The sequence below is a fragment of the Nocardia takedensis NBRC 100417 genome (assembly GCF_000308695.1).
GTDB classification, from domain to species: Bacteria; Actinomycetota; Actinomycetes; order Mycobacteriales; family Mycobacteriaceae; genus Nocardia; species Nocardia takedensis.
Genome location: NZ_BAGG01000011.1, coordinates 52,746 through 77,064 on the forward strand (window position 1 = coordinate 52,746; position 24,319 = coordinate 77,064).

At 70.0% G+C, this 24,319-nt stretch carries 21 protein-coding genes and 1 pseudogene; 10 read left to right on the forward strand and 12 right to left on the reverse strand.

The genetic code is table 11. The annotated features are described in order from the left end of the window. Positions 1-56: 56 nt before the first annotated feature. Complete coding sequence (locus ON30_RS03050; RefSeq protein ID WP_040704012.1) at positions 57-758, forward strand: DUF2334 domain-containing protein; 702 nt, start codon at positions 57-59, stop codon at positions 756-758. A 21-nt stretch (positions 759-779) separates the two neighbouring features. Here the strand turns inward: ON30_RS03050 and gad are convergent, their stop codons facing one another. After that, on the reverse strand, positions 780-2,171 hold the full coding sequence (gene gad / locus ON30_RS03055; RefSeq protein ID WP_040704014.1) for a glutamate decarboxylase: 1,392 nt from the start codon (positions 2,169-2,171) through the stop codon (positions 780-782). A gap of 253 nt (positions 2,172-2,424) precedes the next feature. Beyond that, positions 2,425-3,069, reverse strand: coding sequence for an MBL fold metallo-hydrolase (locus ON30_RS03060; RefSeq protein ID WP_040704015.1), 645 nt, complete (start codon positions 3,067-3,069; stop codon positions 2,425-2,427). Positions 3,070-3,182: 113 nt separating this feature from the next. On the opposite strand from ON30_RS03060, the gene purS reads away from it, so the two are divergent. The 4 genes from purS to ON30_RS03080 all read left to right on the forward strand — a co-directional run bounded on the left by purS (position 3,183) and on the right by ON30_RS03080 (position 6,375). After that, positions 3,183-3,419 (forward strand): phosphoribosylformylglycinamidine synthase subunit PurS, encoded by a 237-nt coding sequence (gene purS, locus ON30_RS03065; RefSeq protein WP_040704017.1) that lies wholly within the window; start codon positions 3,183-3,185, stop codon positions 3,417-3,419. Next, positions 3,416-4,096: a phosphoribosylformylglycinamidine synthase subunit PurQ gene (gene purQ / locus ON30_RS03070; protein ID WP_040704019.1), complete on the forward strand. Its 681-nt coding sequence runs from the start codon at positions 3,416-3,418 to the stop codon at positions 4,094-4,096. Before purS ends, purQ begins: the two co-directional genes overlap by 4 nt. Positions 4,097-4,286: 190 nt before the next feature. After that, positions 4,287-4,718, forward strand: coding sequence for a MarR family winged helix-turn-helix transcriptional regulator (locus ON30_RS03075; RefSeq protein ID WP_040704021.1), 432 nt, complete (start codon positions 4,287-4,289; stop codon positions 4,716-4,718). A 364-nt stretch (positions 4,719-5,082) separates the two neighbouring features. After that, positions 5,083-6,375: a M18 family aminopeptidase gene (locus tag ON30_RS03080; protein ID WP_040704022.1), complete on the forward strand. Its 1,293-nt coding sequence runs from the start codon at positions 5,083-5,085 to the stop codon at positions 6,373-6,375. Positions 6,376-6,378: 3 nt separating this feature from the next. Here the strand turns inward: ON30_RS03080 and ON30_RS03085 are convergent, their stop codons facing one another. Together ON30_RS03085 and ON30_RS03090 are read right to left on the reverse strand one after the other, a co-directional pair. Continuing rightward, positions 6,379-6,735: an immunity 51 family protein gene (locus tag ON30_RS03085; protein WP_040704023.1), complete on the reverse strand. Its 357-nt coding sequence runs from the start codon at positions 6,733-6,735 to the stop codon at positions 6,379-6,381. Between the two features lie 121 nt (positions 6,736-6,856). Further along, the gene (locus tag ON30_RS03090; protein ID WP_051028875.1) at positions 6,857-8,140 is read right to left on the reverse strand and encodes a glycosyltransferase 87 family protein; all 1,284 of its coding nucleotides are present in this window, start codon (positions 8,138-8,140) and stop codon (positions 6,857-6,859) included. Between the two features lie 342 nt (positions 8,141-8,482). Here ON30_RS03090 and purL point away from each other — a divergent pair, with 342 nt between their 5' ends. Then, a complete protein-coding gene (purL, locus tag ON30_RS03095; protein ID WP_040704024.1) occupies positions 8,483-10,777 on the forward strand; it encodes a phosphoribosylformylglycinamidine synthase subunit PurL in 2,295 nt (764 codons plus the stop codon). After that, positions 10,774-12,549 carry an alpha/beta hydrolase gene (locus tag ON30_RS03100; protein ID WP_051028876.1) on the forward strand — a complete coding sequence of 592 codons (1,776 nt, stop codon included), beginning with the start codon at positions 10,774-10,776 and terminating at the stop codon, positions 12,547-12,549. Before purL ends, ON30_RS03100 begins: the two co-directional genes overlap by 4 nt. A gap of 82 nt (positions 12,550-12,631) precedes the next feature. Here ON30_RS03100 and ON30_RS03105 read toward each other — a convergent pair whose 3' ends face one another. Continuing rightward, positions 12,632-12,919 carry a YiaA/YiaB family inner membrane protein gene (locus tag ON30_RS03105; protein WP_040704025.1) on the reverse strand — a complete coding sequence of 96 codons (288 nt, stop codon included), beginning with the start codon at positions 12,917-12,919 and terminating at the stop codon, positions 12,632-12,634. 173 nt (positions 12,920-13,092) lie between these two features. Between ON30_RS03105 and ON30_RS03110 the strand changes: the two genes are divergently transcribed. Next, positions 13,093-14,826 carry an alpha/beta hydrolase gene (locus ON30_RS03110; RefSeq protein ID WP_040704027.1) on the forward strand — a complete coding sequence of 578 codons (1,734 nt, stop codon included), beginning with the start codon at positions 13,093-13,095 and terminating at the stop codon, positions 14,824-14,826. Next, entirely contained in the window at positions 14,823-15,479 is a 657-nt protein-coding gene (locus tag ON30_RS03115) for a CPBP family glutamic-type intramembrane protease (protein WP_051028877.1), read from the forward strand. The genes ON30_RS03110 and ON30_RS03115 overlap by 4 nt, the downstream gene beginning before the upstream one ends. Before the next feature lie 60 nt (positions 15,480-15,539). Here ON30_RS03115 and ON30_RS03120 read toward each other — a convergent pair whose 3' ends face one another. Beyond that, positions 15,540-15,887, reverse strand: coding sequence for a hypothetical protein (locus ON30_RS03120; protein ID WP_040704028.1), 348 nt, complete (start codon positions 15,885-15,887; stop codon positions 15,540-15,542). A gap of 239 nt (positions 15,888-16,126) precedes the next feature. Here ON30_RS03120 and ON30_RS03125 point away from each other — a divergent pair, with 239 nt between their 5' ends. After that, entirely contained in the window at positions 16,127-16,555 is a 429-nt protein-coding gene (locus ON30_RS03125; protein WP_051028878.1) for a sterol carrier family protein, read from the forward strand. 4 nt (positions 16,556-16,559) lie between these two features. Here ON30_RS03125 and ON30_RS03130 read toward each other — a convergent pair whose 3' ends face one another. The 6 genes and pseudogenes from ON30_RS03130 to ON30_RS03145 form a co-directional block, all read right to left on the reverse strand. After that, complete coding sequence (locus ON30_RS03130; RefSeq protein WP_040704031.1) at positions 16,560-20,315, reverse strand: ABC transporter ATP-binding protein; 3,756 nt, start codon at positions 20,313-20,315, stop codon at positions 16,560-16,562. Continuing rightward, positions 20,312-21,655 (reverse strand): LLM class flavin-dependent oxidoreductase, encoded by a 1,344-nt coding sequence (locus ON30_RS03135; RefSeq protein WP_040704032.1) that lies wholly within the window; start codon positions 21,653-21,655, stop codon positions 20,312-20,314. Before ON30_RS03135 ends, ON30_RS03130 begins: the two co-directional genes overlap by 4 nt. Before the next feature lie 19 nt (positions 21,656-21,674). Next, the gene (locus ON30_RS03140; protein WP_040704034.1) at positions 21,675-22,397 is read right to left on the reverse strand and encodes an ABC transporter ATP-binding protein; all 723 of its coding nucleotides are present in this window, start codon (positions 22,395-22,397) and stop codon (positions 21,675-21,677) included. Further along, on the reverse strand, positions 22,373-22,546 hold the full coding sequence (locus tag ON30_RS38325; protein WP_245553918.1) for a hypothetical protein: 174 nt from the start codon (positions 22,544-22,546) through the stop codon (positions 22,373-22,375). The genes ON30_RS03140 and ON30_RS38325 overlap by 25 nt, the downstream gene beginning before the upstream one ends. A 103-nt stretch (positions 22,547-22,649) precedes the next feature. After that, positions 22,650-22,790, reverse strand: a pseudogene (locus tag ON30_RS42615) (hypothetical protein); the annotation flags it as partial. Positions 22,791-22,889: 99 nt separating this feature from the next. Continuing rightward, a complete protein-coding gene (locus tag ON30_RS03145) occupies positions 22,890-24,254 on the reverse strand; it encodes a YhgE/Pip domain-containing protein (protein ID WP_281004709.1) in 1,365 nt (454 codons plus the stop codon). Between the last annotated feature and the right edge of the window lie 65 nt (positions 24,255-24,319).

Sequence of the window (24,319 nt, forward strand, 5' to 3'; positions counted from 1 at the left end):
CGCCCGGTCACGTCGCCTGCACGAACCTGTCATGTCCGAATGACATCGTGGGCGATATGAACGCCGAGCTGATCGTGTCCGTGTCGGGGATCCGGGACACCACCCGTGACGCCGCGATCGACTTCGCGGCCGAGATGGACCGCCGCGATGTGCGGTTGTCGCTGCTGGTCGCGCCTCGGCTCAAGGGCAAGTACCGGTTGGTCGACGATCCGGCGACGCAGGCGTGGCTGCGCGGCCGTCGGGCCGACGGCGACGCCATCGTGCTGCACGGTTACGACCAGGCGGCCACCAAGCGCCGCCGGGCCGAATTCGCCGGGCTGCCTCGGCACGAGGCGATGCTGCGGCTGACCGCCGCGGATCGGGTGATGGAACAGGTCGGCCTGCGGACCAGGCTGTTCGCGGCGCCGCGCTGGGACGTCTCGGCGGGCGCGCTGGAGGCGCTGCCCGAACTGGGCTTCCGGGTCGCGCTGGGCCTGACCTCGATCATCGACCTGGACCACAACACGGCCCAGCGCGCGCGGGTGTACGGGATCGGTGAGGGATTCCGTGCCGAGCCGTGGTGGTGCCGGGCGCTGGTGATGGGCGCGGCCCGCACCGCTCGGCGCGGCGGAATCCTGCGACTGGCGGTCTCGGCCGCCCAGTTGCAGCGTTCCGGCCCGCGGCAGGCGCTGCTGGACGCCGTCGACCTGGCCCTCTACCACGGTGCGCGCGCCGAGGTGTACCGCTGGGAGCCGCTCATCGCCGACCGGGCGGCGTAAGTTCACCGGGCGGCGTAGTTCTCAGCGCCGGGCGAACTGGTTGCCGGGGACGACGGCGGTGGCGTTGTGGGTGAAGCCGCCCGCCTCGGCCCGCGACAGGCCCAGCGGGTGTTTGCGCAGCAGCGTCAGGCAGCGGTCCAGATCGGCCAGCAGCAGATCCACCATGTCGTGGGTGAAGCCGTGCCGCAGCACCGCGCGCATGATCGTCTCGTCCTGCCGGTCGGCCGGTAGCGGGTAGGCCGCGATCAGCCACCCGCGGCTGCGCAGCCGGTCCGACAGGTCGTAGAGGTTGAAGTCCTGCCCGGAGCGCAGCCGCCAGGACACCGCGGTGATCCCGCGCCGCGGGTCGCCGTCGTGGATCATCTCGAACAGGCCCGTCTTCGACAGTCCTTCGGCCAGATGCCGCGCGACCTCGTAGATCGCGCCCTGCACGCGGCCGTAGCCTTGGCGGCCGAGCCGGATGAAGTCGTAGTACTGGGTGATGGCCTGGCCGCCCGGCCGGGAGAAGTTCAGGTTGAACGTCGCCATCGACCCGCCGAGGTAGTCGACGTCGAAGACCAGTTCGTCGGGCAGGTCGGCGCGCTCGCGCCAGATCGCCCACCCCGCGCCGAGCGGCGCGAGCCCGGTCTTGTGCCCGGAGGCGTTGATGGATTTGACCCGGGGCAGCCGGAAATCCCAGACCAGGTCGGGCGCGCAGAACGGGGCGAGGAAACCGCCGCTGGCCGCGTCGACGTGGATCGGGATGTCCAGACCCTTGGCGGCCTGGAGGTCGTCGAGAGCGCGGCTGATGCCCGCGACGTCCTCGAACAGGCCGGTGTAGGTCTGGCCGAAGGTGGGCACGACCATGATGGTGTTCTCGTCGCAGTACCGGGCGATGTCGGCGGGCCGCATGGTCAGTTGGTCCCCGCGCAGCGGGATACGCCGCATCTCGACGTCGAAGTAGCGCGCGAACTTCTCCCAGCAGACCTGCACCGCCCCGCACACGAAATTCGGGACGCCGGTGCCGCCGCGGGCCCGCCAGCGGAATTTCGCGGCCAGCCCGCCGAGCATCGCGGCTTCGCTGGAACCGATGGTCGAGGTGCCGACGTAGGCGGCCGCGTCGGGGGAGTGCCACAGGTCGGCGACCATGCGCACGCAGCGCCGTTCCAGTTCGGCGGTCTGCGGGTACTCGTCCTTGTCGACGATGTTCTTGTCCATCGACTCGGCCATCAACCGGCGGGCGTAGTCGTCGGCCCAGGTGGTGCAGAAGGTGGCCAGATTCATCCGCGAGACGCCGTCGAGCAGCAGTTCGTCGTGCACGATCTCGTAGGCCACCTCACCGGGCAGTTCCCGGTGCGGAAACCCTTCGTGAGGTGCGCCGCGGCGTAGCCCACGCATGGCGAACAGGTCGTCGGGTCGGTTCTCGTCGGACATATCCGCCTCCTGCGCGGTAGCAGCTAATCTCCGCCGTCTTGAGCATCTAAGCATCAAAGGCCACGAAAGAAGTTGGCTTGCTTGGATGTCGACCGAGTTGTATCCGTCCGGGGGCAGGGGCGATTGTTGTTTCCGGACAACAGGGCCTATTCAGGCAATCTTTCGCTACCGGATGTGCGACCTGTTAGCCGGTGTGCGTGGACGCGGACGCGGGTCAGCGCCGCCCGAGGTGCGGAAATGTGCCGTCGAGGGCTCAGAAGTCGCGGGCGTCCTCGGGGGACAGGACGGTGAATTCGGTTCCGTCCGGTGCCATCTCGGTCAACCGGCCGAAGTAGATGCCGCGCGCGTCCGGTTCGATGATCCCGAAATGGATGGGCAGGGCCGTGCGCGGCCGGACCGAGCGCACATAGTCGACCGCCTCGCTGATCCGCATCCACGGCGCGGCGGCGGGCGCCGCCAACACGCCGACCGGCGTCGAGGGCACCCACAGCGAGTCGCCGGGGTGGACGAACTGCGACGGGTCCTCGGCGGTGCCGAGTTGGAACACGGTGTTGTCGACGACCGGCAGGTCCGGGTGGATGACCGCGTGCCTGCCCCCGCCGCCGGTGATCCGCAACTCGCCCAATTCGACCACTTGGCCCGCGTGCACGGGTTCCCAGCGTTCGGCGCGCTGCCCGGCGGTCTGCGGATCGCAGAACAGTCGGGCGTCCGGGTTGGCGTCGATCAGCGCCTCGATCCGCGTCGGGTCGATGTGGTCGGGGTGCTGGTGGGTGACCGCGATCGCGTCCAGGCCGGTGATGCCCTCGAATCCGTGCGAGAAGTTGCCGGGGTCGAACAGCACCTTGCGACCGTGCGACTCGACGAGCAAGCAGGAGTGGCCGAAGTGGGCTATGCGCATGGGTTCATGCTATTGGCCGCGCGCCGATCCGCACGCCACCCCGACCGTGCTCGGAACGCCCCCGACGACTACGCTTCCGTTGTAACCCCCGCATACCACTCGAGGAGTAACGCGTGGCACGAGTCGTGGTCGAAGTGATGCCGAAGGCCGAGATCCTGGATCCGCAGGGACAGGCCATCGCCGGTGCGCTCCCGCGTCTGGGATTCGCCGGGATCACCGATGTGCGGCAGGGCAAGCGGTTCGAGCTCGACGTGGACGACAGCGTCAGCGACGCCGAACTCGAGCAGATCGCCGAGGCGCTGCTGGCCAACACCGTCATCGAGGAGTGGAAGGTGGTCCGCGTCTCATGAGCGCGCGGATCGGTGTCATCACCTTCCCCGGCACCCTGGACGACGTCGACGCGGCGCGCGCGGTCGGGCGCTCCGGGGCCGAGGCGGTCAGCCTGTGGCACGCCGACGCCGACCTCAAGGGTGTCGACGCGGTCGTCGTGCCCGGCGGCTTCTCCTACGGCGACTACCTGCGCGCGGGCGCGATCGCCCGTTTCGCCCCGGTGATGGGCAAGGTCGTGGAGGCCGCGCGCGGCGGTCTGCCGGTGCTGGGCATCTGCAACGGCTTCCAGGTGCTGTGCGAGGCCGGTCTGCTCCCGGGTGCGCTGACCCGCAACGAGGGCCTGCACTTCCTCTGCCGCGACGAGTGGCTGACGGTGGAGTCGGTCGACACGGCCTGGACCTCCCGCTACGAACCGGGCGCGCAGATCCTGATCCCGCTGAAGTCCGGTGAGGGCCGCTACCAGGCGGCACCGGAGGTGCTCGACGAACTCGAGGGCGAGGGTCGGGTGGTGTTCCGCTACTCGGGCGAGAACCCGAACGGTTCGCAGCGCGGTATCGCCGGCATCGCCTCGGCCGACGGCCGTGTCGTCGGTCTGATGCCGCATCCCGAGCACGCCACCGAACCGCTCACCGGCCCGAGCGACGACGGCATGGGGCTGTTCCTCTCGGTGCTCGACGCGTTGGTCGTCAGCGCCTGAGTCACTGTCGAACACGGCCCGATCGGTGAATCCGATCGGGCCGTTCGGTTTTTTCTGCCCGCCGGAATGGTGTGATCCACGACATATGCACCGCCCTTCGGTACGCCGGCGTTTCGCTGCCGGCGCTCACTGAACGTGTTCATTCGGTACTCTGCTGATTGTTCGGGCGAATTTCTTGGCGGGTGGAAAAATGACGGCGATCGTAAGCGGATATTCCACGCTGCATGGCGCTCTGCGGGCTGCGGAGCGACGTTGGTTGCATCATCTCGATGACGCATTGTGCGCGAAACAGCTTTCGGCGGATCAGTGGACAATGCTGTGCAATTTGTCCACCGATGTCGGGGTGACGATGACGGAATTGGCCGCGCGGTCGCAGTTGCCGCCCTCCTCGGCGACGCGGCACGCGGACTATCTCGCCGAACGCGGCCTGATCTTCCGGGTAGCCGCCGAGGAGGACCGCAGGCGCATCCTCATCGGCCTGAGCAGCCTCGGGGACGAGTTGGTCGCCGCCGTGCGGGCCGAGGAGACCCATGTCGAGCAGGCCCTGCGCGCGCGGATCGGCGTGCGTCGCTATACCGAGTTGATGCGCCTGCTCGATCTCGTGGCCGCCGGACTGGGCTAGTTATCCCGTCCATTGTTTTGCCGACACGGTTTCGTTGACTCATCCACCGGAGTCGTGATTCGTCCGATGAATGCCGGGCGGAATTAACCGGCACGCGTGCTGGAAAATTCGGACACGGTGTTCACGGCCGATCGCGCGGGGTTGTGCGGAAAGCCGGCCGAAAGGGTCAACCGGACAATCGTGTCAGGATAACTGGGGTCTTGCGTTGCCGGATTTGCGCTGATTCGCAATTCTGAGAATTGCACAGCGGATCATGCATGAAGGCGAAGCGAATACCGCGCGGATCCATTCCACCGCGATCCATCCCTCGCGCGCGAGGAGTACGCCCGGCCCGCACCCCGAGCACCGCCCTAGGATTGCCGGCATGCCGGTATCGACAACCTCCGCCACCGCCGCCGGGCTCTGCTCGTTCATCGACGAATCCCCCTCGCCGTTCCACGTGTGCGCGACCGTCGCCCGCGAACTCGACGCGCGGGGATTCACCCGACTGGCCGAAGCGCAACCCTGGCCCGACGGCGAAACGGGCCGGTACTACGTCGTGCGCGGCGGATCGCTGGTCGCCTGGTCCACCGCCGCCGCCACCGCCCCGATCACCCCGTTCCGGGTCGTCGGCGCGCACACCGACAGCCCGAACCTGCGCGTCAAACAGCACCCCGACCTCGTCGTGGCGGGCTGGCGAGTCGTCGGCCTCGAACCCTACGGCGGCGCACTGCTCAACTCCTGGCTCGACCGCGACCTCGGCCTGTCCGGCCGCCTGAGCGTGCGCGCCGGAAACACGGTGCGCGAACACCTGATCCGCGTGGACGACCCGATCCTGCGGGTGCCCCAACTGGCCATCCACCTGTCCGAGGACCGACGCGGGGTCACCCTGGACCCGCAGCGTCACGTCAACGCCGTCTGGGGTGTCGGCACGGAACCGCGCTCGTTCCTGCGCTACGTCGCCGAGCGGGCCGGTGTGCCCGCGGGCGACGTCCTCGGCTGGGAACTGATGACCCACGACCTGACCCCGAGTCGGATCGTCGGCGACGGCGACGACCTCGTCAGCGCGCCCAGGCTCGACAACCAGGGCACCTGCTACGCCGGGTCGCACGCCTTCCTCGCCGCGGTCGACGACCCCGGCGCGGCCATCCCGGTGCTGGCCATGTTCGACCACGAGGAGGTCGGCAGCCAGTCCGACCGCGGCGCGCAATCGGATCTGCTGCCCGCCGTGCTGGAGCGGATCGCGCTGGCGCGTGGCGGCGGGCGCACCGAATACCTGGCCGCGCTGGCCGGTTCGGTGTGCGCCTCCGGCGACATGGCCCACGCCACCCACCCCAACTACCCGGAACGCCACGAACCCGCCCACCGCATCGAGGTCAACGGCGGGCCGGTGCTCAAGGTCAACCAGAACCTGCGCTACGCCACCGACGCCGCGGGCGCGGGCGCGTTCGCCCTGGCCGCCGCGCAGGCCGGAGTGCCGTTGCAGCGCTACGTGCACCGCGCGGACCTGCCCTGTGGATCCACCATCGGTCCGATGACGGCCGCGCGCACCGGCATGTCGACCGTCGACGTCGGCGCGCCGCAACTGGCGATGCATTCGGCGCGGGAATTGATGGGCGCGCACGACGTCCCGGCCTACGCCGCCGCCCTCGCCGCGTTCCTCACCCCCGCCGAGTAGCGATCAGTCGAACCAGTCCGGATCGCCCGCGCCGATCAGTTCGGCGAGTAGTTTCCGGTCCCGCACGGCCTCGCGCAGCACCGCGCCGAGGCCGCGCAACGCCTCCGGGTCCGAGCCGTAGGCGACGAACATGCCCGCCTCCGGATCGAAACGGACGCGGTCGGCGGCCTCGGGCAGTCGCGCTCGGATCGCCGAGCGTGCCACGCCCGCCCAGTCGTAGCCGCCGCCCTCGTAGCCGGCGGCGGCGAACACGTCCTGGGTCGCGACCATGTGGTCGTCGGTCAGCATCAGGCAGTACTCGCCCGGCCGGTGGTCGTACTCGAAGAACACCAGGGGAGCGAAGGTCTCGCGATCGGTCACGCCAGGCACTGTAGGTCCCGGGACTGACAGGCGTGGTGCCTACGACTCGTTCGGCTGTCGACGCGGCCGACAGGCGTGGTGCCTGCGACGCGATCGGGCTGTGTGGACGCGGTGGATCGGGTCAGGCGGCCGACGCGTGGTCGACGCGCGCGGGGCGGTAGGTCGCGACCGCCGCGACGAAGATCGCCAGCGTGACCAGGACGTAGCTGCTGCCGATGATCTGTTGCCACCAGGCCCACTCGAGTTCGAGATCCTTCGAGTGCGGCAGCAACCAGTGCGGCCCGATGAGGAACAGCACGGTCAGCGCGCCCACCGTCCACAGGTACCACCGCCGCCTGCGGCCGAGCGCTATGCCGTCGGCGACGACGAGCAGCGCGGGCGCGACCCACACCCAGTGGTGCGACCAGGAGACCGGCGAGACCAGCAGGACCGCCGCGGCGTTCACCAGCAGCGCCGCCACCGTCGCGCCTGCCCCGATCAGCCGGTGCATCCACACCGCGGCCAACGCGACCGCCACCGCGGCCAGCGCGATCCACAGGACGGTGGCCAGCGAGTCGGAGACGCCGAGTCGGAAGGTCATGCCCTTGATGGACTGGTTGCCCGCGAAATAGGGCGGGCCGATGCGGCCGGTGTCGGCGAGCGTGTCGAACCAGTACTCCATCGAATCGCGCGGGAACAGCAGGAATCCGACGCCGACGGCCGCCGCGGCCGAGACCACCAGGGTGCCCGCCGCCTTCCAGTCCCGGCGCAGCAGGAAGTAGAGCAGGAAACCCGCGGGGATCAGTTTGATCGACACCGCGACGCCGATGAGCATGCCGCGCGGCCAGAACGGCTTACGCACCAAGCAGTCCAGGGCGATGGCCGTCATCAGCACCAGGTTGATCTGGCCGAATCCGAAGGTCTGGCGCACCGGTTCGAGGAAGAAGGCGAAGCCGACGGCCGCGAACAGCACGCTCAGCGTGGTGTAGCGGTCCAGCGACGGACGGATGCGGGTCAGCACCAGCCACAGCGCCAGGCTCAGGCACGCGATGTTGGTCACCACCACGACCCATTCGGCCAACAGCAACGGCATCAGCGCCAGCGGCGCGAAGAACAGCGCGGCCAGCGGGGGATAGGTGAAGGGCAGTCCGATGTTCTCCACCGGCGGCAGCGGCCCGTACAGTTCGCCGCCGTCGAGCCAGACGCGGGCGCCGTTGCGATACACCTGCAAGTCGATGTATCCCGACCACCAGTGCACCAGCAGCGAGACCGCCGCCGCGACGGTGAACAACGCGATCGCGCAGGCCAACCAGCGGGAGCGGTATCGGGCGAGCGGACCGTCTCCGGGGCCGTCGACACCGTCGGCCGCGGGTTCGGCGGCGACCTTCCCCTCCGGCGAATTCGCCACGCCCGCTCGTTCGGTCACGACCGACAGCGTATCGGGGCGGTGTGGGCGGCGGGAGCGCGGTCCGGCTCCGCAATCGTCGGACCGGATACGGGAACATCACCGTGACAGGCCGGTCCGCGCGGGGATGTGACCGGGCTCGCAACCTCGGGCAACGCGGCAGCGATCACGCGGCGGGCATCGAGTTGTGCACAGGCGGCGCGGTTGTCCACAGGGCACGCCGTCCCGCGGCCCTCCGCTGCGTGCCCGCGCCGAGCCCCCTCTAGACTGGCTGCAGGCATCTCGCCGCACCCCAGTGACGCCGCTCCTCCGTGACAGTGCCGGCTCGCCGCCGCTGCCCGGCCGAAAGGACCTTGGTACTCCGTGACTCCGCAGGTCGACACCGTCAGCGCAGCCGCAGCAACACCCGATGCCCCCCAGCCCTACAAGGAACTGGGCCTCAAGGACGACGAGTACGCCCGCATCAAGGAGATCCTGGGCCGCAGGCCGACGGACGCCGAGTTGGCGATGTACTCGGTGATGTGGAGCGAGCACTGCTCCTACAAGTCCTCGAAGGTGCACCTGCGCTACTTCGGTCAGACCACCACCGACGAGATGCGCTCGAGCATGCTCGCGGGCATCGGCGAGAACGCCGGCGTGGTCGACGTCGGCGACGGCTGGGCGGTCACCTTCAAGGTCGAGAGCCACAACCACCCGTCCTACGTCGAGCCCTACCAGGGCGCGGCCACCGGTGTCGGCGGCATCGTGCGCGACATCATGGCGATGGGCGCGCGGCCGATCGCGGTCATGGACCAGTTGCGTTTCGGCGCGGCCGACGCGCCCGATACCCGGCGCGTGGTCGACGGGGTCGTGCGCGGCGTCGGCGGCTACGGCAATTCCCTCGGGCTGCCCAATGTCGGCGGTGAGACCGTCTTCGATGCCTCCTACCAGGGCAATCCACTGGTGAACGCGCTGTGCGCGGGCGTCATGCGGGTCGAGGACCTGCACCTGGCCTTCGCCTCGGGTGCGGGCAACAAGATCATCCTGTTCGGCGCGCGCACCGGCCTGGACGGCATCGGCGGCGTGTCCGTGCTCGCCTCGGACTCCTTCTCCGGCGACGAATCCGGCGGCGGCCGCAAGAAGCTGCCGAGCGTACAGGTCGGCGACCCGTTCACCGAGAAGGTGCTCATCGAGTGCTGCCTCGAGCTCTACGCCGCCGACCTGGTGGTCGGCATCCAGGATCTGGGCGGCGCCGGACTGTCGTGCGCGACCTCCGAACTCGCCGCGGCGGGCGACGGCGGCATGCGCATCGACCTGACGAAGGTGCCGCTGCGCGCGGCCAACATGACGCCCGCCGAGATCCTGTCCAGCGAGTCGCAGGAACGCATGTGCGCGGTCGTCACCCCCGAGAACGTGGACGCCTTCATGGCGGTCTGCAAGAAATGGGACGTGCTGGCCACCGTCATCGGCGAGGTCACCGACGGCGAGCGCCTGGTGGTCACCTGGCACGGCGAGACGGTGGTGGACGTGCCGCCGCGCACCGTCGCCCACGAAGGCCCGGTCTACGAGCGACCGGTGCGCCGCCCCGACGAGCAGGACGCCCTGATCGCCGACAGCGCCGACACCCTGGACCGGCCGAAGACCGGTGACGAATTGCGCGCCACGCTGCTGAGGATGATCGCCAGCCCGCAACTGTGCAGCCGCAAGTGGATCACCGAACAGTACGACCGCTACGTGCGCGGCAACACCGTGCTCGCCGAACACGCCGACGCGGGCGTCATCCGGATCGATGAGAGCACCGGCCGCGGTATCGCGCTGGCCACCGACGCCTCGGGCCGCTACACCAAACTCGACCCGTACGCGGGTGCGCAACTCGCGCTGGCCGAGGCGTTCCGCAACGTGGCCACCACCGGGGCCACCCCGAAGGCCGTCACCAACTGCCTGAACTTCGGTTCGCCGGAGGACCCGGGCGTGATGTGGCAGTTCCAGCAGGCCGTGCGCGGATTGGCCGACGGCTGTGTCGCGCTGGGCATCCCGGTCACCGGCGGCAACGTCAGCTTCTACAACCAGACCGGTCAGGTCCCCATCCTGCCCACGCCGGTGGTCGGCGTGCTCGGCGTCATCGATGACGTGCACCGCCGCATCCCCACGGGTCTCGGGCTCGAACCGGGCGAGACGCTGATCCTGCTCGGCGAGACGGCCGACGAGTTCGGCGGCTCGATCTGGGCCCAGGTCGCCCACGATCATCTCGGCGGTGTGCCGCCGAAGGTGGATTTCGCCCGCGAGCAACTGCTCGCCGACATCCTCGCCTCGGGGTCGCGCGACGGTCTGATCAGCGCCGCGCACGACCTGTCCGAGGGCGGGCTCGCCCAGACGGTCGTGGAGGCCGCGCTGGCCGGTGAGACCGGTTGCCGGATCCTGCTGCCCGAAGGGGCCGACCCGTTCGTCGCGCTGTTCTCCGAGAGCGCGGGCCGGGTGCTGGTCGCGGTGCCGCGCACCGAGGAGACCAGGTTCACCAAGATGTGCGACGCGCGCGGTCTGCCGTGGACGCGCATCGGCGTAGTGGACCAGGGGTCGGACGAGGTCGAGGTGCAGGGGCAGTTCTCGGTGCCGCTCGCGGAGTTGCGCGAGGCGTTCGAGGGCACGCTGCCGAAGCTGTTCGGGGCCGACGCTCTTTGAGCGCGTCCGGGGCTCGAGAAGTCTCGGATCGTGTCCGCGGCGACGCGGACGGAGTCGTTCGCGTCGTCGAACGGTTCTTCCATCCCGACTACGTCGGGATCATCGTCGCCACGGTGTTCTTCTCCTGGTCGCTGTCCCCGTCGCTACTACCCCGGGACTGGCTGATCGAAGGGCTGGTCAGCGGTGTCAACGGGGCCATCGGCTACGGCGTCGGCTGTCTGCTGAGTTGGGCGTTCCGCAAGGCGGTGCTGCCCTGGCTGCGGCGGAAGGTCACACTGCCCGACGCGTGGCGCGAGCGCTACGAGCGTCGGCCGTCGTGGCTCTCGGGTGCCCTGAAGACGACGATCGTGGTGGCCTGCCTGGTCATCGCGGTGGTGATGCTGCTGATCTCCGCGCGCTGGCAGCGCGAGATCTTCGACCTGATGGGCATGGAGACCGGTACCACCCCCGGCTTCCTGCGTACGGGGTTGCTGAGCGCGGCGGTGGCGGCCGTGCTCATCGGGGCGTTCCGGTCGGCACGCCGCTTCGTGCGCTGGGTGTCGGCCGAATTGATGAAATGGGTGCACATCCCACGGTCGATCGCGCAGCCCGCCGGGTTCCTGATCGTCGCGGTGCTGGCGATCCTGCTGTTCAACGGCGTGCTCAGCAAGCTGTTCTTCGACGTCGCGAATTCGGCGTTCAGCGTTCGCAACAGCAACACCTCCGAGAACGCCGTGCAGCCGCAACAGCCGGAGCGTTCGGGGAGTCCGCAATCGCTCGCGCCGTGGGACACCCTCGGGTCGGAGGGCCGCTGGTTCGTCTCCTACGGTCCGGACGCGGCCGCGATCCAGGGCGTCACCGGACGGCCCGCCCGCGAACCCATCCGCGTGTACACGGGTCTGGAGTCGGCCCCCGACCCGGAGGCGCAGGCCGATCTCGCCGTCGCCGAACTGGAACGCACCGCGGCCTTCGAGCGCGAGGCGCTGGTCGTGGTGACCACCACGGGCACCGGCTGGGTCGATTCCAGCAGCGCGGAATCGGTGGAGTTGATGTTCGGCGGTGACACCGCGATCGTCGCCACCCAGTACTCGTATCTGCCCAGCGTGCTGTCGTTCCTGTCGGACAAGGACAAGGCCACCACCGCCGGGCGACTGCTGTTCGACAAGGTCTACGAGCGCTGGTCGGCCCGCCCCGCCGAGGACCGGCCGAAACTGCTGGTCTACGGCGAGAGCTTGGGTTCGCAGGGGTCCGAGGGCGCCTTCTCCGGATTGGCCGACATCCGCAACCGCACCGACGGCGTCCTGTGGGTCGGCCCGCCGAACTCCAACCGTCTGTGGCGCGAATTCGTCACCCGGCGCGATCCCGGCACGCCGGAGATCCTGCCCGTCGTCTCCGACGGCTTCGCGGTGCGCTTCGCCGACAAGGGCCTCGACCTGGGTGCACCCGGTGCGACCTGGCTGGACCCGCGCATCGTCTACCTCCAGCACGCCTCCGATCCGGTGGTGTGGTGGTCGCCGGATCTGCTGTTCCGCGAACCGGATTGGCTGCGCGAACCGCGCGGTCCCGACGTGTCCTCGCGGATGTCGTGGTATCCGATCGTCACGTTCTGGCAGGTGGCGGCGGATCTGCCGCGGGCGCAGAAGGTGGCCGACGGACACGGCCACAATTACGGGTCGCTGGTGCTCGACGCCTGGGCCGCCGTCGCGCAGCCACCGGACTGGTCGGCCGACGTCGCCGCCCGCGCCCGCGCCTACCTGGCGGAATCCGCCGCCCGCGAACACGAACTCAAATAGCCGCGCACGGGCGGTGATGCCCACCCGACGGGTCGGGACCCCTCGTTCACCCGGCTCGCCGGGTGGGCATCGATTCGGTTGGTCAGACGGTCTTGAACGGATCGTGTTCGGAGACCAGCTTCTCCAGTCGGGCCTGATCGACCCGTACGGTCAACGACGCGGCCTCGTGTTGATCGCGCACCACCTTGGCCAGGGTGAAGGAACTGGTCACCAGGAACAGCACCGTCATCCCGAGGAAGCCGCGCTGCCAGACGTCCAGCGGGAGATAGAAGATGCCGACGCCCGCCCCGAACAAGCTGATGCCGAACGCGATCGCGGCCTGCGCCACATAGGCCGAGGTGCTGCGCGGCCGGGCGTTTGGTGTGCTCATGCCCACCAGTGTGCGGTCGCGACCCGGCCCGGCGGGCGCGTGGAACTACTCGAGCGGGCTGGGTAGTTGTCGCGCGATATCCGGGCTCCGACGGTGTGATCTGCGGCCCACCGCACCGCGTGGCGACCCCGCCTACCCGACCCGCGCGCGGACCGGCCCGCCATACTGTTCGGATGTTCGGCTCGGCAACGACCCTCGCGACGCTGCGGACCCGCGGCGTCGCGCTGGTGCGGCGCGCCGAGGACATCATCGACCTCAACTACGTGGGTCTGGTGGTCGCGACACTGTTCTTCGCCCTGTCGGTGACGCCTTCACTCGTGCCACGCGACTGGATGTTCCAGGGCCTGATCAGCGGGATCAACGCGGCGCTCGGCTACGGACTCGGCTGCCTGCTCGAGTGGGGTTACCGGGTGTGGATCCGGCCGCGCGTCCCGCTCGGCCCGCCGCCGCCCTGGGTCGCCTACGCGGTGAAGACCGCCGTGCTCACCACCTGCGCGCTGGCGGCGGCGCTGATGTTGGTGCAGTCGGCGCGCTGGCAGCGCGAGATCACCGCGCTGATGGGCATGGTCGGCACCGAGACCGCCGCCTACCTGCGCACCGGCGGGCTCAGCCTCGCGGTCGGCGCCGCGGTGGTCGCGGTCTACCGCACGGTGCGCGAGATCGTGCTGTTCCTGGCGCGTCAGCTCAACCGGTGGGTGAAGATCCCGCGCGAACTCGCACCGACCGCGGGCGTCCTGCTGCTGGTCGTGCTGACGGTCACGCTGTTCAACGGCGTCGCCTCCCGCGCGTTCTTCGCCGTCGCGAATTCGGCGTTCAGCGTCCGCAACGACCACACCTCGCCCAACGCCGTGCAGCCCCAGTTGCCGGAGCGTTCGGGCAGTCCGCAGTCGCTGGCACCGTGGGAGACCCTCGGGTTCGAGGGGCGGTGGTTCGTCTCGCACGGGCCGACCAGGAGTCGGATCGCGGCGGTCACCGGAGCGCAGGCGCTGGAGCCGATCCGGACCTACGTCGGGCTCGAATCGATGCGCGAGGGCGTCGACCAAGCCGCACTGGCGGTCGACGAACTCGAGCGCGCGGGCGGATTCGATCGGAGGGTGCTGGTCGTGGTCACCACCACGGGCACCGGATGGGTGAATTCGATGGCGGTGGGGGCCGTCGAGTACATGTACGGCGGGGACACCGCGATCGTGGCCACCCAGTACTCGTATCTGCCCAGTGTGCTGTCGTTCTTGTCGGACAAGGAGAAGGCGGCCGCCGCGGGCCGCGACCTGTTCGACGCCGTGTACCAGAGGTGGTCCGCGCGCCCGCAGGACAAGCGGCCGAAGCTGTTCGTCTACGGGGAGAGCCTGGGGTCCCAGGGCTCGGAGGCGGCCTTCGACGGGCTCGCGGACCTGCGCGCCAAGGTCGACGGCGCGCTGTGGGTGGGACCGCCCAACTCCAATCGCCTGTGGGATCAGCTCATCTCGCGCCGCGACCCGGGTTCGCGGGAGGTCGAGCCGATCTACGCCGACGGTCTGGTGGTCCGATTCGCCTCCGACAGTGACGATCTCGCGCGACCCGACACCGAATGGCGACCGCCGCGCATCGCCTACCTCCAGCACGCCTCCGACCCGATCGTCTGGTGGTCGACGGATCTGATCTTCTCCCAACCGGATTGGCTGTCCGAACCGCGCGGCTCGGATGTGTCCACGCAGATGCGCTGGTGGCCGTTCGTGACGTTCTGGCAGGTCGCCGCCGATCTCACCAACGCCCAGGGCGTCTCCGACGGCCACGGGCACCGCTACGGCAGCCTGGTGCTCGACGGTTGGGCCGCCATAGCGGAACCGCCGGGCTGGAATCCCGAACTGGCCGAACGCATCCGGTTCCAGTTGGAGTCGGCCGAGGACTACGAGCGGGAGACCAAATGAGCCGGTTGCGGCTCGCCGCCGCCGTGGTCGCGCCGCTGCTGTGGAGCAACGTCGTGCGCCCGGCCCTGCCGCTGGACCAGCGCGGACGCACCGCGGTCAACGCCGCGTTCGCCACCGGCTACGCGGCCGTACTGGGCGGTGCGCCGCGCTGGTGCGCGCCGCGCGGTCTGCGCTACGGCGCGTTCGCAGCCGCCGGGGTCACCGCGGGTTACGCGCTCGCCGTCGCCGTTCCCGCGCTGCGCGCCGGGCTGGCCGTCTTCGCCGCCCGCGACGCGGACACCGACCCGCTCGAATGGGTGACCGTGCACATCCCGCTGGGCACCGTCTACAGCGAGGAACTGATCTTCCGCGCCACCCTCGACCCCTTGCTGGACCAAGCCCTCGGCTCCCGACTCGGCCCCGTCGCCGCCGCCGGTGTCTTCGGCCTCTGGCATATCGCCCCGGCCCGAGCGGCCGGCGACAACGTCCCGCTCACCGTCCTCACCACCGGCGCGGGCGGCCTGCTGTTCGGCCTGCTCGCCCGCCGCGCGGGCAGCGCCACCGCCCCGGCCCTCCTGCACCTGGCCCTCAACGCGGGCGGAGTGCTCGCCCCCCGCCTCGCCCGCGCCCTCCTCGCGCCCGACACCCCCGCCGATCGGACGGACCAGCTGTGATGTCCGGGGAGGTTGTCCCGCCCCGGGCATCACGACCAGCGGGAGTGGGCGACACAGGCATCACTGGTGTGCGGAGCCCGAGTGCAGGAAGGTCAGCAACCTCGTCACGTAGCCTCGTTCGTCCGTGTCGGCGCACGGGCCGTCGACCGCGGCGTCCGCACCGCTGCCGCTGGGCAGGCCGGGGTATACCGAGAGGGCGACGACCGCCCCCAGTTCCGCGCCGATGTCCAGGACGGCCGATCCGGTGCCGTTGAACTGGACCATCGGCCCGTTGAAGCAATCGGGCACCACCTCGGCGCTGCCCGAGCTCGGACTGTCGACCAGTGCCAATCCCTCGGCCCGCGCGGGCGCTGTCGCGACAGCGGTGGCGGCGGCCAGGACGAGACCGGTGGTGAGAAGTCGTTTCATGCGAATTCCTCTGCGACCGAAGCATTCCGATACATCACGTCGGAGAACTCACAGTAGGCAGCGGCAAAGGTGAAACGTAATCATTTCGGAATAGTGCGCACTGTGATGCGCGCCACATAGGAACGAAGAAGGGCTCGCTGAGCGGCCGGCGCCGTTTGAGCCCACCGAGAGCCGTCGATGGGCTCGCGCCGGCGATTCGACCGGCACCCTGAGAATCGGAACCGCCCGCGACAGCGGCAATGCGCCGTCCGCGCCTCGGTAGGCTCGGCCGGGTGGCTGGACGTGGAAGTGTGGACGCGGGGGAGTTGCGGGCGGCGGTGGACGCGGTGAGCGCGTGGTTGCTCGACGGCGCGGCGGAAAAGCCGGGGCGCAGCGTCCTGGGGGCGGCGGTGCGGGCGACCGCGCGGACGTTGGCCTCGATCGCGCCCGGACATTCGGTGGAGGTCAGGGTGCCGCCGTTCGTGGCGGTGCAGTGTGTGCAGGGTCCGCGGCACACCCGGGGGACGCCGCCGAACGTGGTGGAGACCGATCCGCGCACGTGGTTGCTGCTGGCGACGGGGTTGCTGGAGTTCGACGCGGCGGTGGAGTCGGGGGCGGTGTCGGCGTCGGGAAGCCGGGCGGGGGAGATCGCGCAGTGGATGCCGATCGCCCGCCCGGCCCGTCCTTGACCGCTCAGGCGCGCGCGGGTTCGCGTCCGTCGCCGACGTAGGCGGCCCACAGATCCCGGTACGGTCCCGCTTCGGCGAGCAGGTCGGTGTGGGTGCCGACCTGGAGCAACCGCCCCGCCCCCACGACCGCGACCAGGTCGGCGTCGGCGGCGGTCGCCAACCGGTGCGCGACGACGATCGTGGTGCGACCCGCGGTGAGCACGTCCACGGCGGCGCGCACCCGCGCCTCGGTCGCCAGATCGAGGGAGGCGGTCGCCTCGTCCAGGATCAGGATGTCGGGTTCGACGAGTTGCGCGCGGGCCAGTGCGAGCAGTTGGCGTTGACCGGCCGACAGGTTGCGTCCGTGTTCGCCGATCGGTTGGTAGTACCCGTGTTCGAGCGCGGCGATCATCTCGTGCGCGCCGACCGCCCGCGCGGCCCATTCGATATCGGCCGGTCCGGCGTCGGGGCGTCCGTAGGCGATGGCGGCGCGCACGGTGTCGCCGAACAGGAACGGTTCCTGCGGCACCACGCCGAGCCGTTTGCGGAATTCCGGCAACCGGTAGTCGCGCAGGTCGGTTCCGTCGACGAGGACCGCGCCCGCGGTGGGGTCGTAGTACCGGGCGATCAGTTTGACCAGCGTGGATTTCCCCGCGCCGGTCTCGCCGACCAGCGCGACCGTGTGCCCGGCCGGGATGCGCAGGTCGACGTCGGAGAGGACCGGTTCGGCGTCGGCGTCGTAGGCGAATCCCAGTCCGCGCAGGACGATCTCGCCGCGCAGTCCGTCGACCGGTCGCGCCGACGGCGAATCAGGGGTGTCGACCTCGGTGCGGAACAACTCGCCGAGTCGGTTCACCCCGACCACGGCCTGCTGATAGCTGTCGAAGACCTGCGAGAGTTGTTGGATGGGCGCGAACAGCAGGTCGATGTAGAGCAGGAACGCGATGAGTGTGCCGACGGTGATGACGTCGGCGCGGACCTGGTGCACACCCACGGCCAGCACGGCCGCGGTCGCGCACACCGACAGCAGTTCGATGAACGGGAAGAACACCGCCATCAGGACCTGACTGCGCAGGCGCGCGTTCCGGTAGGCCCAGGACCGCCGCTCGAATTCGGCCTGGTTGCGGGCTTCCCGGCGATACGCCTGGGTGACCTCGATGGTGTCGACGTTCTCCTGGAGGTAGGCGTTGACCGCGCTGACCCGTTCGCGCGCCAGGTTGTAGGCGGGGGTGGAGGCCCGCCGGAACAGCACCGTCGCGACCGCGAGCAGCGGCAGCAGGATCAGCACGACCGGCGCGAGGTCGGCGTCGACCACCAGCAGCGCCACCACGACGCCCGCGATGGTCATCGAACTGGTCAGCGCGGTGGCAAGGCCGGTCTGGAGGAAGGCCGAGAGACCGTCGACGTCGGAGGTCATCCTGGTCATGATCCGGCCGCCGAGTTCGCGTTCGTAGTAGCGCAACCCGAGGCGTTGCAGGTGCGCGAACGCCTTGACGCGCAGTCCGTAGATCAGCCGTTCACTGGCTCGTCCGGCGACCCGCACCTGCGCGATGGTCAGCAACCAGTCGAGTACCGCGACCGCCAGTGCGGCGCCCGCCGCGATCAGCAATACGTCGCGCGCCCCGGCCAGAACCCCGTGGTCGATGCCGTAGCGGACCAGGAACGGGACCAGGATCTGGGCGAAGGCGTCCAGCGCGACCAGCGCCAGACCGGCCAGCAGCGGTGCGCGGAACGGACGCAGCAGACGACCCAGATCGAATGCGCGGTCGGGCGTGTGCGAGAAGCTCTCGGGCACCTCGGGTTCGCCGCGCAGCGGCGGCAGACTCTCGATGAGCGCGCGCACGTCGCCGCTGGGCGGCGCCGAACTCATCATGCCGCCGCCGCCCGCGCGCCCGAGTCCGGTGGGCGCGCCCGCCGCGCGTTGGGCGAAGGCGGTGGCCGCCTGTTCCAGTGCGCGGGTGGTGGAGTCGTCATCGATGCCCGCGGGTTCGACCCACAACGGCGCGGTGGGTTGCCGTGTCCGGGTGGCGTGCGCGTCGCCGATGCCGTCGACCTCGGGCGGGGTGAACAGGGCGCGGAACAGGTCGCCGGATTCGCGCAGGTGTTCCAGGGTGCCGGATTCGGCGACACGCCCGCCGTCGAGCACCACGACCCGGTCGGCGAGGCCGAGGGTCGAGATGCGGTGCGCCACGACGAGGGTGGTGCGGCGGCGCACCTCGCCCGCGATCCTGGCGAAGATCTGCTCCTCCACCCTGGCGTCGATGGCCGAGGTGGCGTCGTCGAGGACCAGCACGGGCGCGTCGGTGAGCAGGGCCCGCGCGAGCGCGATCCGCTGGCGCTGACCGCCGGAGAGTCGCTGTCCGCGTTCGCCGATCCTGGTGTCGAGGCCCTCGGGCAGGTTGCGGACGAACTCGTCGGCGGCGGCCAGGTGCAGCGTGTGCCAGACGCGGTCGTCGTCGGCGTCGGGGTCACCGTAGGCGACGTTGGCGCGCACGGTGTCGGCCATCAGTTGGGTGTCCTCGAACACCATCGCCACCCGGGCCCGGACGTCGGGCATCCGCTTGATGTCGACGCCGTCGAACAGCACCGCGCCCGCGTCCGGATCGACCAGGCGCGGGATCAGGTGCGCGAGGGTGGATTTACCGCTGCCCGCACCGCCCGCGATCGCCACGGTGTGCCCGGATTCGACGGTGAGATCGAGGCCGTCGAGCACGGTGGTGGCGTCGAAGGCGAAACGGACGCCGCGGAATTCGATGCTCGGCGGGGTCGTGTCGGTGGCGGGCGCGGCGGCCGACACCGTGGGCGGCGCCGGCGCTTCGATGACTTCGCGCACCCGGTCCAGCGAGGCACGGCCCTGCTGGCTGACCGACAGCAGCATCGAGAACTGCCGGATCGGGCTGACGAACGCGCCCAGATAGGTCATGAACGCCAGGAAGGTGCCCAGTGACACGGACTGCCGCAGCGCGAGCAAACCGCCGACGACCAGGATCAGCGCCTGGCCGATCGCGGGCACGGCCTGCATGGCCGGGGTGAAACGGCTGGTGATGCGCGTCACGCGCAGGCGCGAGCGGTACAGGTCACGCGCCGCGCCCGCGAGTCCGTCGAGTTCGTGGCGTTCCTGCCCGAAGCCCTTCACCACGCGCACGCCCGCGACGGCCGCCTCCACCCGGATCGCGACCTCGGCGGCCCTGGCCTGGGTGTCCCAGTTCGCGGGGAACAGTTCGCGCTGGCTGCGGCGGGTGATGAACCACAGCGCGGGCACCACCAACAGCGCGATCACTGTCAGCGCCGGTGACATCGACGCCATCAGCACCAGCACCGCGATCAGCAGCGTCACGTTGCCGAACACGATCGGCAGCAGTTGCAGGAACATCTGGATCAACGTGACGTCGGTGATCGCGCGGCTGACCACCTGACCGGTCTGCAACCGCGCCTGCGCGCGCCCGTCCAGACGCAACAGCGCCGCGAACAGGTCGCGGCGCAGGTCGTGCTGTACGCCCAGGGACAGTTTCGACGAACTGACCCGGCGCAGATAGGAGCAGCCGAACCGGATCAGGCCGAGCGCGAGCAGCAGCGCCGCCCACGGCACGACCGAGGCGGCGGTGGTGGTCAACGTGTCGACCACGTGCCGCACGATCAGCGGCAGCGCCGCGGTGAGCAGGGCGGCGGCCACCGCGCCCACCGCTGCCCCCGCCACCAGGCGCGGATGCGCCAGGCAGCGGCGGGCCAGATAGCCCAGCCAGCCGCCCGACGCCGGACTACAGGCTTCCGGGTCGCTCATCGGGCGTTCACGAGCGAGTTCGCGGCCTCGAACTGGTTGGCGGGGCGGTCCAGTCCGTAGTGTCCGCGCAAGGTCGTCTCGGTGTATTCGGTTCGGAAGAGGCCACGCTGTTGCAGGATCGGCACCACCTGATCGACGAATCTGTCCAATCCCGAGGGTAGTACCGCGGGCATGATGTTGAATCCGTCGGCGGCGCCCGCGGCGAACCACTCCTCGATGGTGTCGGCCACCTGCACCGGGGTGCCCGCGAAGGTGCGGTGCCCGCGCCCGCCGCCCAACCGCGCGATCAGCTGACGCAGGGGGAGCCGTTCGCGCCGGGCCAGGTTCACGATCAGGGTGAAGCGGCTCTTGGCCCCCTCGATCTCGTCCTCGGTGGGCAGCTCCGCGGGCAGTTCGCTGTCCAGGTCGAGGTCGTCCACCGGCAGCCGGAACCGTTCCGCCAGTTGCCTGCGGGCGAATTCCGGCGAGATCAGGCGCGCGAGTTCGTCGTCCAAGGCACGGGCCTGCTCCTCGGTGTCCCCGATCACCGGCACGATGCCGGGCAGGATCTTGATGGTGTCCGGGTCGCGGCCCGCCGCCGCGGTGCGCCGCTTGAGATCGGTGTAGAAGGCGATGCCGTCCTCGAGGGTCTGCTGCGCGGTGAACACCGCCTCGGCGTAGCGGGCCGCGAAATCCTTGCCGTCCTCGGAGGAACCGGCCTGCACCAGCAGCGGGTAGCCCTGCGGCGGGCGCGGCACGTTCAGCGGGCCCTCGACCTTGAAGAACTCGCCGACGTGCCCGATCGGGCGCACCTTGGCGGCGTCGGCGTGCACGCCGATCTCCTTGTCGCCGATCACGGCGTCGTCGGCCCAGCTGTCCCACAGCTTGGTCGAGACCTCCACGAATTCGGCGGCCTTCTCGTAGCGGACGCGATGATCGGGGGTGTCGTCCAGACCGAAGTTGCGCGCGGCGTCCGCGCCCGCCGTGGTGACGATGTTCCAGCCTGCGCGTCCATTGCTGACCCAGTCCACCGAGGCGAACCGGCGTGCCAGGTTGTAGGGGTCGTTGTAGCTGGTGGAGGCGGTCGCGATGAGACCGATGCGGCTGGTCTGCACGGCGACGGCGGTGAGGATCACCGTCGGCTCCAGCTTGCCGCCCGGTCGCCTGCCCGGATCGCCCATCAGCACGGGGGAATCGGCGAAGAAGATCGAATCCAGTTTGCCGCGTTCGGCGGTGCGGGCCAGTCGCACGTAGTGGTCGATGTCGATGTGGGCGTGCGGGTCGCTCTCGGGCAGCCGCCACGCCGCCTCGTGATGGCCCACCGACATCAGGAAGGCGTTGAGGTGCAGTTGTCTACTCACGGTGTTTCCTTTCGTGCCGTCACGCGGCGGCGGGCGCGACGCCGAGCGCCGCGAGCAGGGTGCGGCGCACCCGCTGGAATTCGGGCAGGGTCGGATCGGTGCGCGAGGACAGGTCGATCGGCACGTCCACGCCGATGCGGCCCTCGTCCAGGACCAGCACCCGCTCGGCCAACGCGATCGCCTCGTCCACGTCGTGGGTGACCAGCAGCACCGTCGGCTTGTGCCGGGCGACGAGTTCGCGCAGCAGTTCGTGCATCTTGATCCGGGTCAGCGCGTCCAGCGCGCCGAACGGTTCGTCGGCCAGCAGCAGATCCGGTTCGCCGACCAGCGCGCGGGCCAGCGAGACCCGCTGCTGCTCACCGCCGGACAACTCGTTGGGCCAGGCGCGTTCCCGGCCCGCCAACCCGACCTCGGCCAGGGTGCGCACCGCCGCCGCGCGCTGCGAGCGCGGCTGACCGTAGCGGACGTTGGCCAGCACCCGCTGCCACGGCAGCAGCCGCGAATCCTGGAAAACCACCGCCGTTTTCGCGGGCACACTCAACTGCCCCGACCCCTCGACGTCGTAGTCGAGACCGGCCGGCGCGCGCAGCAGTGTGCTCTTGCCCGACCCGCTGCGCCCGAGCAGCGCGACGAACTGTCCGGCGGGCAGATGCAGGTCGACACCGTCGAGCACCGTGCGGTCACCGAAGCGGCGGGTCAATCGCCGCACCCGCACGCCTACCCCGCGATCGTCCGTCGCCACGACAGCACCTTTCGTTCCAGCAGGCGGATACCGGCGTCGGAGACCAGACCGAACGTGCCGTAGACGGCGAGCCCGACCAGGATCACATCGGCTTGGCCGTAGTTCTGGGCGTTCTGCATCATCTTGCCGAGACCAGCGCAGTCCGCCACCCAGATCCACCACGGCCACCGTCGTCCGCGTCGCCGCGACGTGCACCGAGATCACCACCCCCGAGCCCGCCACCGTCTCCGGCAACTCGACCAGCAGCCCGGCCTCCACCAACGCCCGCGTCTGCCACGTGACGGTCGCCGGCGACAACCCCACCCACTTCGCGACCGCGCTGCGCGGCAACGGACCGGCCGCGAGCACCGCGCGCAGAACCGCCCCCGCGCTGCTGTCGCCCCTCGCCGTCACCTCATCACCACCTGCCGCGAGGTCACGCTACAAACCCACCCCCCACCCGCGAACCCTTAACCGCACCCTGATCCCAAGCCTTGGCCCCGCCTCCCGCGATCAGCCAGGGGGGATGGTGCCCGGGGGTGGGGTGGTGGGGGAGTTGGTGCGGCGGGTGAGGCCCTTGTGGTCGTAGTAGCGGGAGACGGTGGCGCCGAGGATCAGGCCGAGGCAGAGGCCCAAAAGGGTCATCCAGGCGGCGCGGGCGAGGCCGGCTTCGAGTTGGGCGTCGAAGTAGAGGATGGAGCGGATGCCGAGGAAGACCTGGTGCATGGGTTCGAAATTGGACAGCCAGCCGAAGTAGCGGGGTGTCGCTTCGATGGGGACGGTGCCGCCGGAGGAGGGCAGTCCCAGGATGATGAACAGGATCAGGTTGACCAGCAGACCGGCCGAGCCGATCGCGGCCAGGATGGACAGGCCGGTGACGCCGACGGCGAGGATCGCGAACGCGCCGTAGAGGTACAGGGCCAGTGGTTCCTCGAGCGGCATGCCGAGCGTGTGGGCGACCAGCACGTAGATCCCGGAGACCAGCGCCGCCACGACCGCCATCACGCCCCATTTGACGAGCAGGGTGGTGAAGCGGGAGATCGGGGTCGGGGGATAGTGCACGTACCAGGGGCCGTATTCGGTCGGGACGAATCCGAGTCCGGCGTCGACCATGGTGTGGATGGTCATCGACCCGACCACGCCGACCAACAGCAGCAGCAGCGCGTAGAAGAACGCGGTGAGTCCCTGTCCGGTGCCGCTGGGCAGCGGATGGAATTCCTCGACGACGAGGTGGAGCGGACTGGCCAGGGTCACGGCCGCCGCCCCGCTGATCTCGGGTGCGGGCGCTCCGGCGGGCGTCGCCGCGAGCTGGGATTTCACCTGGTCGGTGAGTTGCGCCCCGACCTGTTGGTTGACGCGGGGGAAGACCTGCGCGCCGATCCGGCTCACGATCGAGGTCGCGAACGCGCCGGTGCGCGGATTGGTCTGCAAGGTTATGATCGGCTGCTCCACCTGACCGGCGACCACGCTCGCGACCCCGAGGATGCCGAGGCGTTTGGTGAAGTCGCCCGGGATGACGATCGCGCCGTAGACCTCGCCGGAGCGCATCTGCCGCTCCGCTTCGGCGATGCCGAGTTCGCGCAGATCGATCTGATCGGCGGGCACGGCCTCCCGCAAACCCGCGGCGACCTGGTTCCCGAAGGTGACCTGCTGCCCCTGCGGGCCGAGCGCGTCACCGACGTCCTGGTTGACCAGGGCGATCGGGAAGTGGTGCAGGTTCTTCTCCGGATCGATGACGTAATCGAGGTACATGATGCCCAGCAGCGTGGTCAGCAGGGCGAGAACGACCACCGGCGCACCTGTCGTGCGGAGCCAGAATCGGGGTCCCGAGCGCTGTCGTCCGTCGCGTGCCGTGCTCCCACTGTCCGTAGTCGTCACAGGCGGCGACGCTAACAGTTGGTCGGTCCCGAATCGGGCAACATCGCCGGGCGATTGCTGTGCGC

What these genes read in the sequence shown, in the direction of transcription:
- ON30_RS03125 (WP_051028878.1), top strand. Translation starts at nt 16,127, where the DNA reads ATGCGCCGTCCGCGCCTCGGTAGGCTCGGCCGGGTGGCTGGACGTGGA.
- ON30_RS03060 (WP_040704015.1), bottom strand. Translation starts at nt 3,069, where the DNA reads ATGCGCATAGCCCACTTCGGCCACTCCTGCTTGCTCGTCGAGTCGCAC.
- ON30_RS03115 (WP_051028877.1), top strand. Translation starts at nt 14,823, where the DNA reads ATGAGCCGGTTGCGGCTCGCCGCCGCCGTGGTCGCGCCGCTGCTGTGG.
- ON30_RS03110 (WP_040704027.1), top strand. Translation starts at nt 13,093, where the DNA reads ATGTTCGGCTCGGCAACGACCCTCGCGACGCTGCGGACCCGCGGCGTC.
- purQ (WP_040704019.1), top strand. Translation starts at nt 3,416, where the DNA reads ATGAGCGCGCGGATCGGTGTCATCACCTTCCCCGGCACCCTGGACGAC.
- ON30_RS03105 (WP_040704025.1), bottom strand. Translation starts at nt 12,919, where the DNA reads ATGAGCACACCAAACGCCCGGCCGCGCAGCACCTCGGCCTATGTGGCG.
- ON30_RS03130 (WP_040704031.1), bottom strand. Translation starts at nt 20,315, where the DNA reads ATGAGCGACCCGGAAGCCTGTAGTCCGGCGTCGGGCGGCTGGCTGGGC.
- ON30_RS03050 (WP_040704012.1), top strand. Translation starts at nt 57, where the DNA reads ATGAACGCCGAGCTGATCGTGTCCGTGTCGGGGATCCGGGACACCACC.
- ON30_RS03120 (WP_040704028.1), bottom strand. Translation starts at nt 15,887, where the DNA reads ATGAAACGACTTCTCACCACCGGTCTCGTCCTGGCCGCCGCCACCGCT.
- gad (WP_040704014.1), bottom strand. Translation starts at nt 2,171, where the DNA reads ATGTCCGACGAGAACCGACCCGACGACCTGTTCGCCATGCGTGGGCTA.
- ON30_RS03075 (WP_040704021.1), top strand. Translation starts at nt 4,287, where the DNA reads ATGACGGCGATCGTAAGCGGATATTCCACGCTGCATGGCGCTCTGCGG.
- ON30_RS03080 (WP_040704022.1), top strand. Translation starts at nt 5,083, where the DNA reads ATGCCGGTATCGACAACCTCCGCCACCGCCGCCGGGCTCTGCTCGTTC.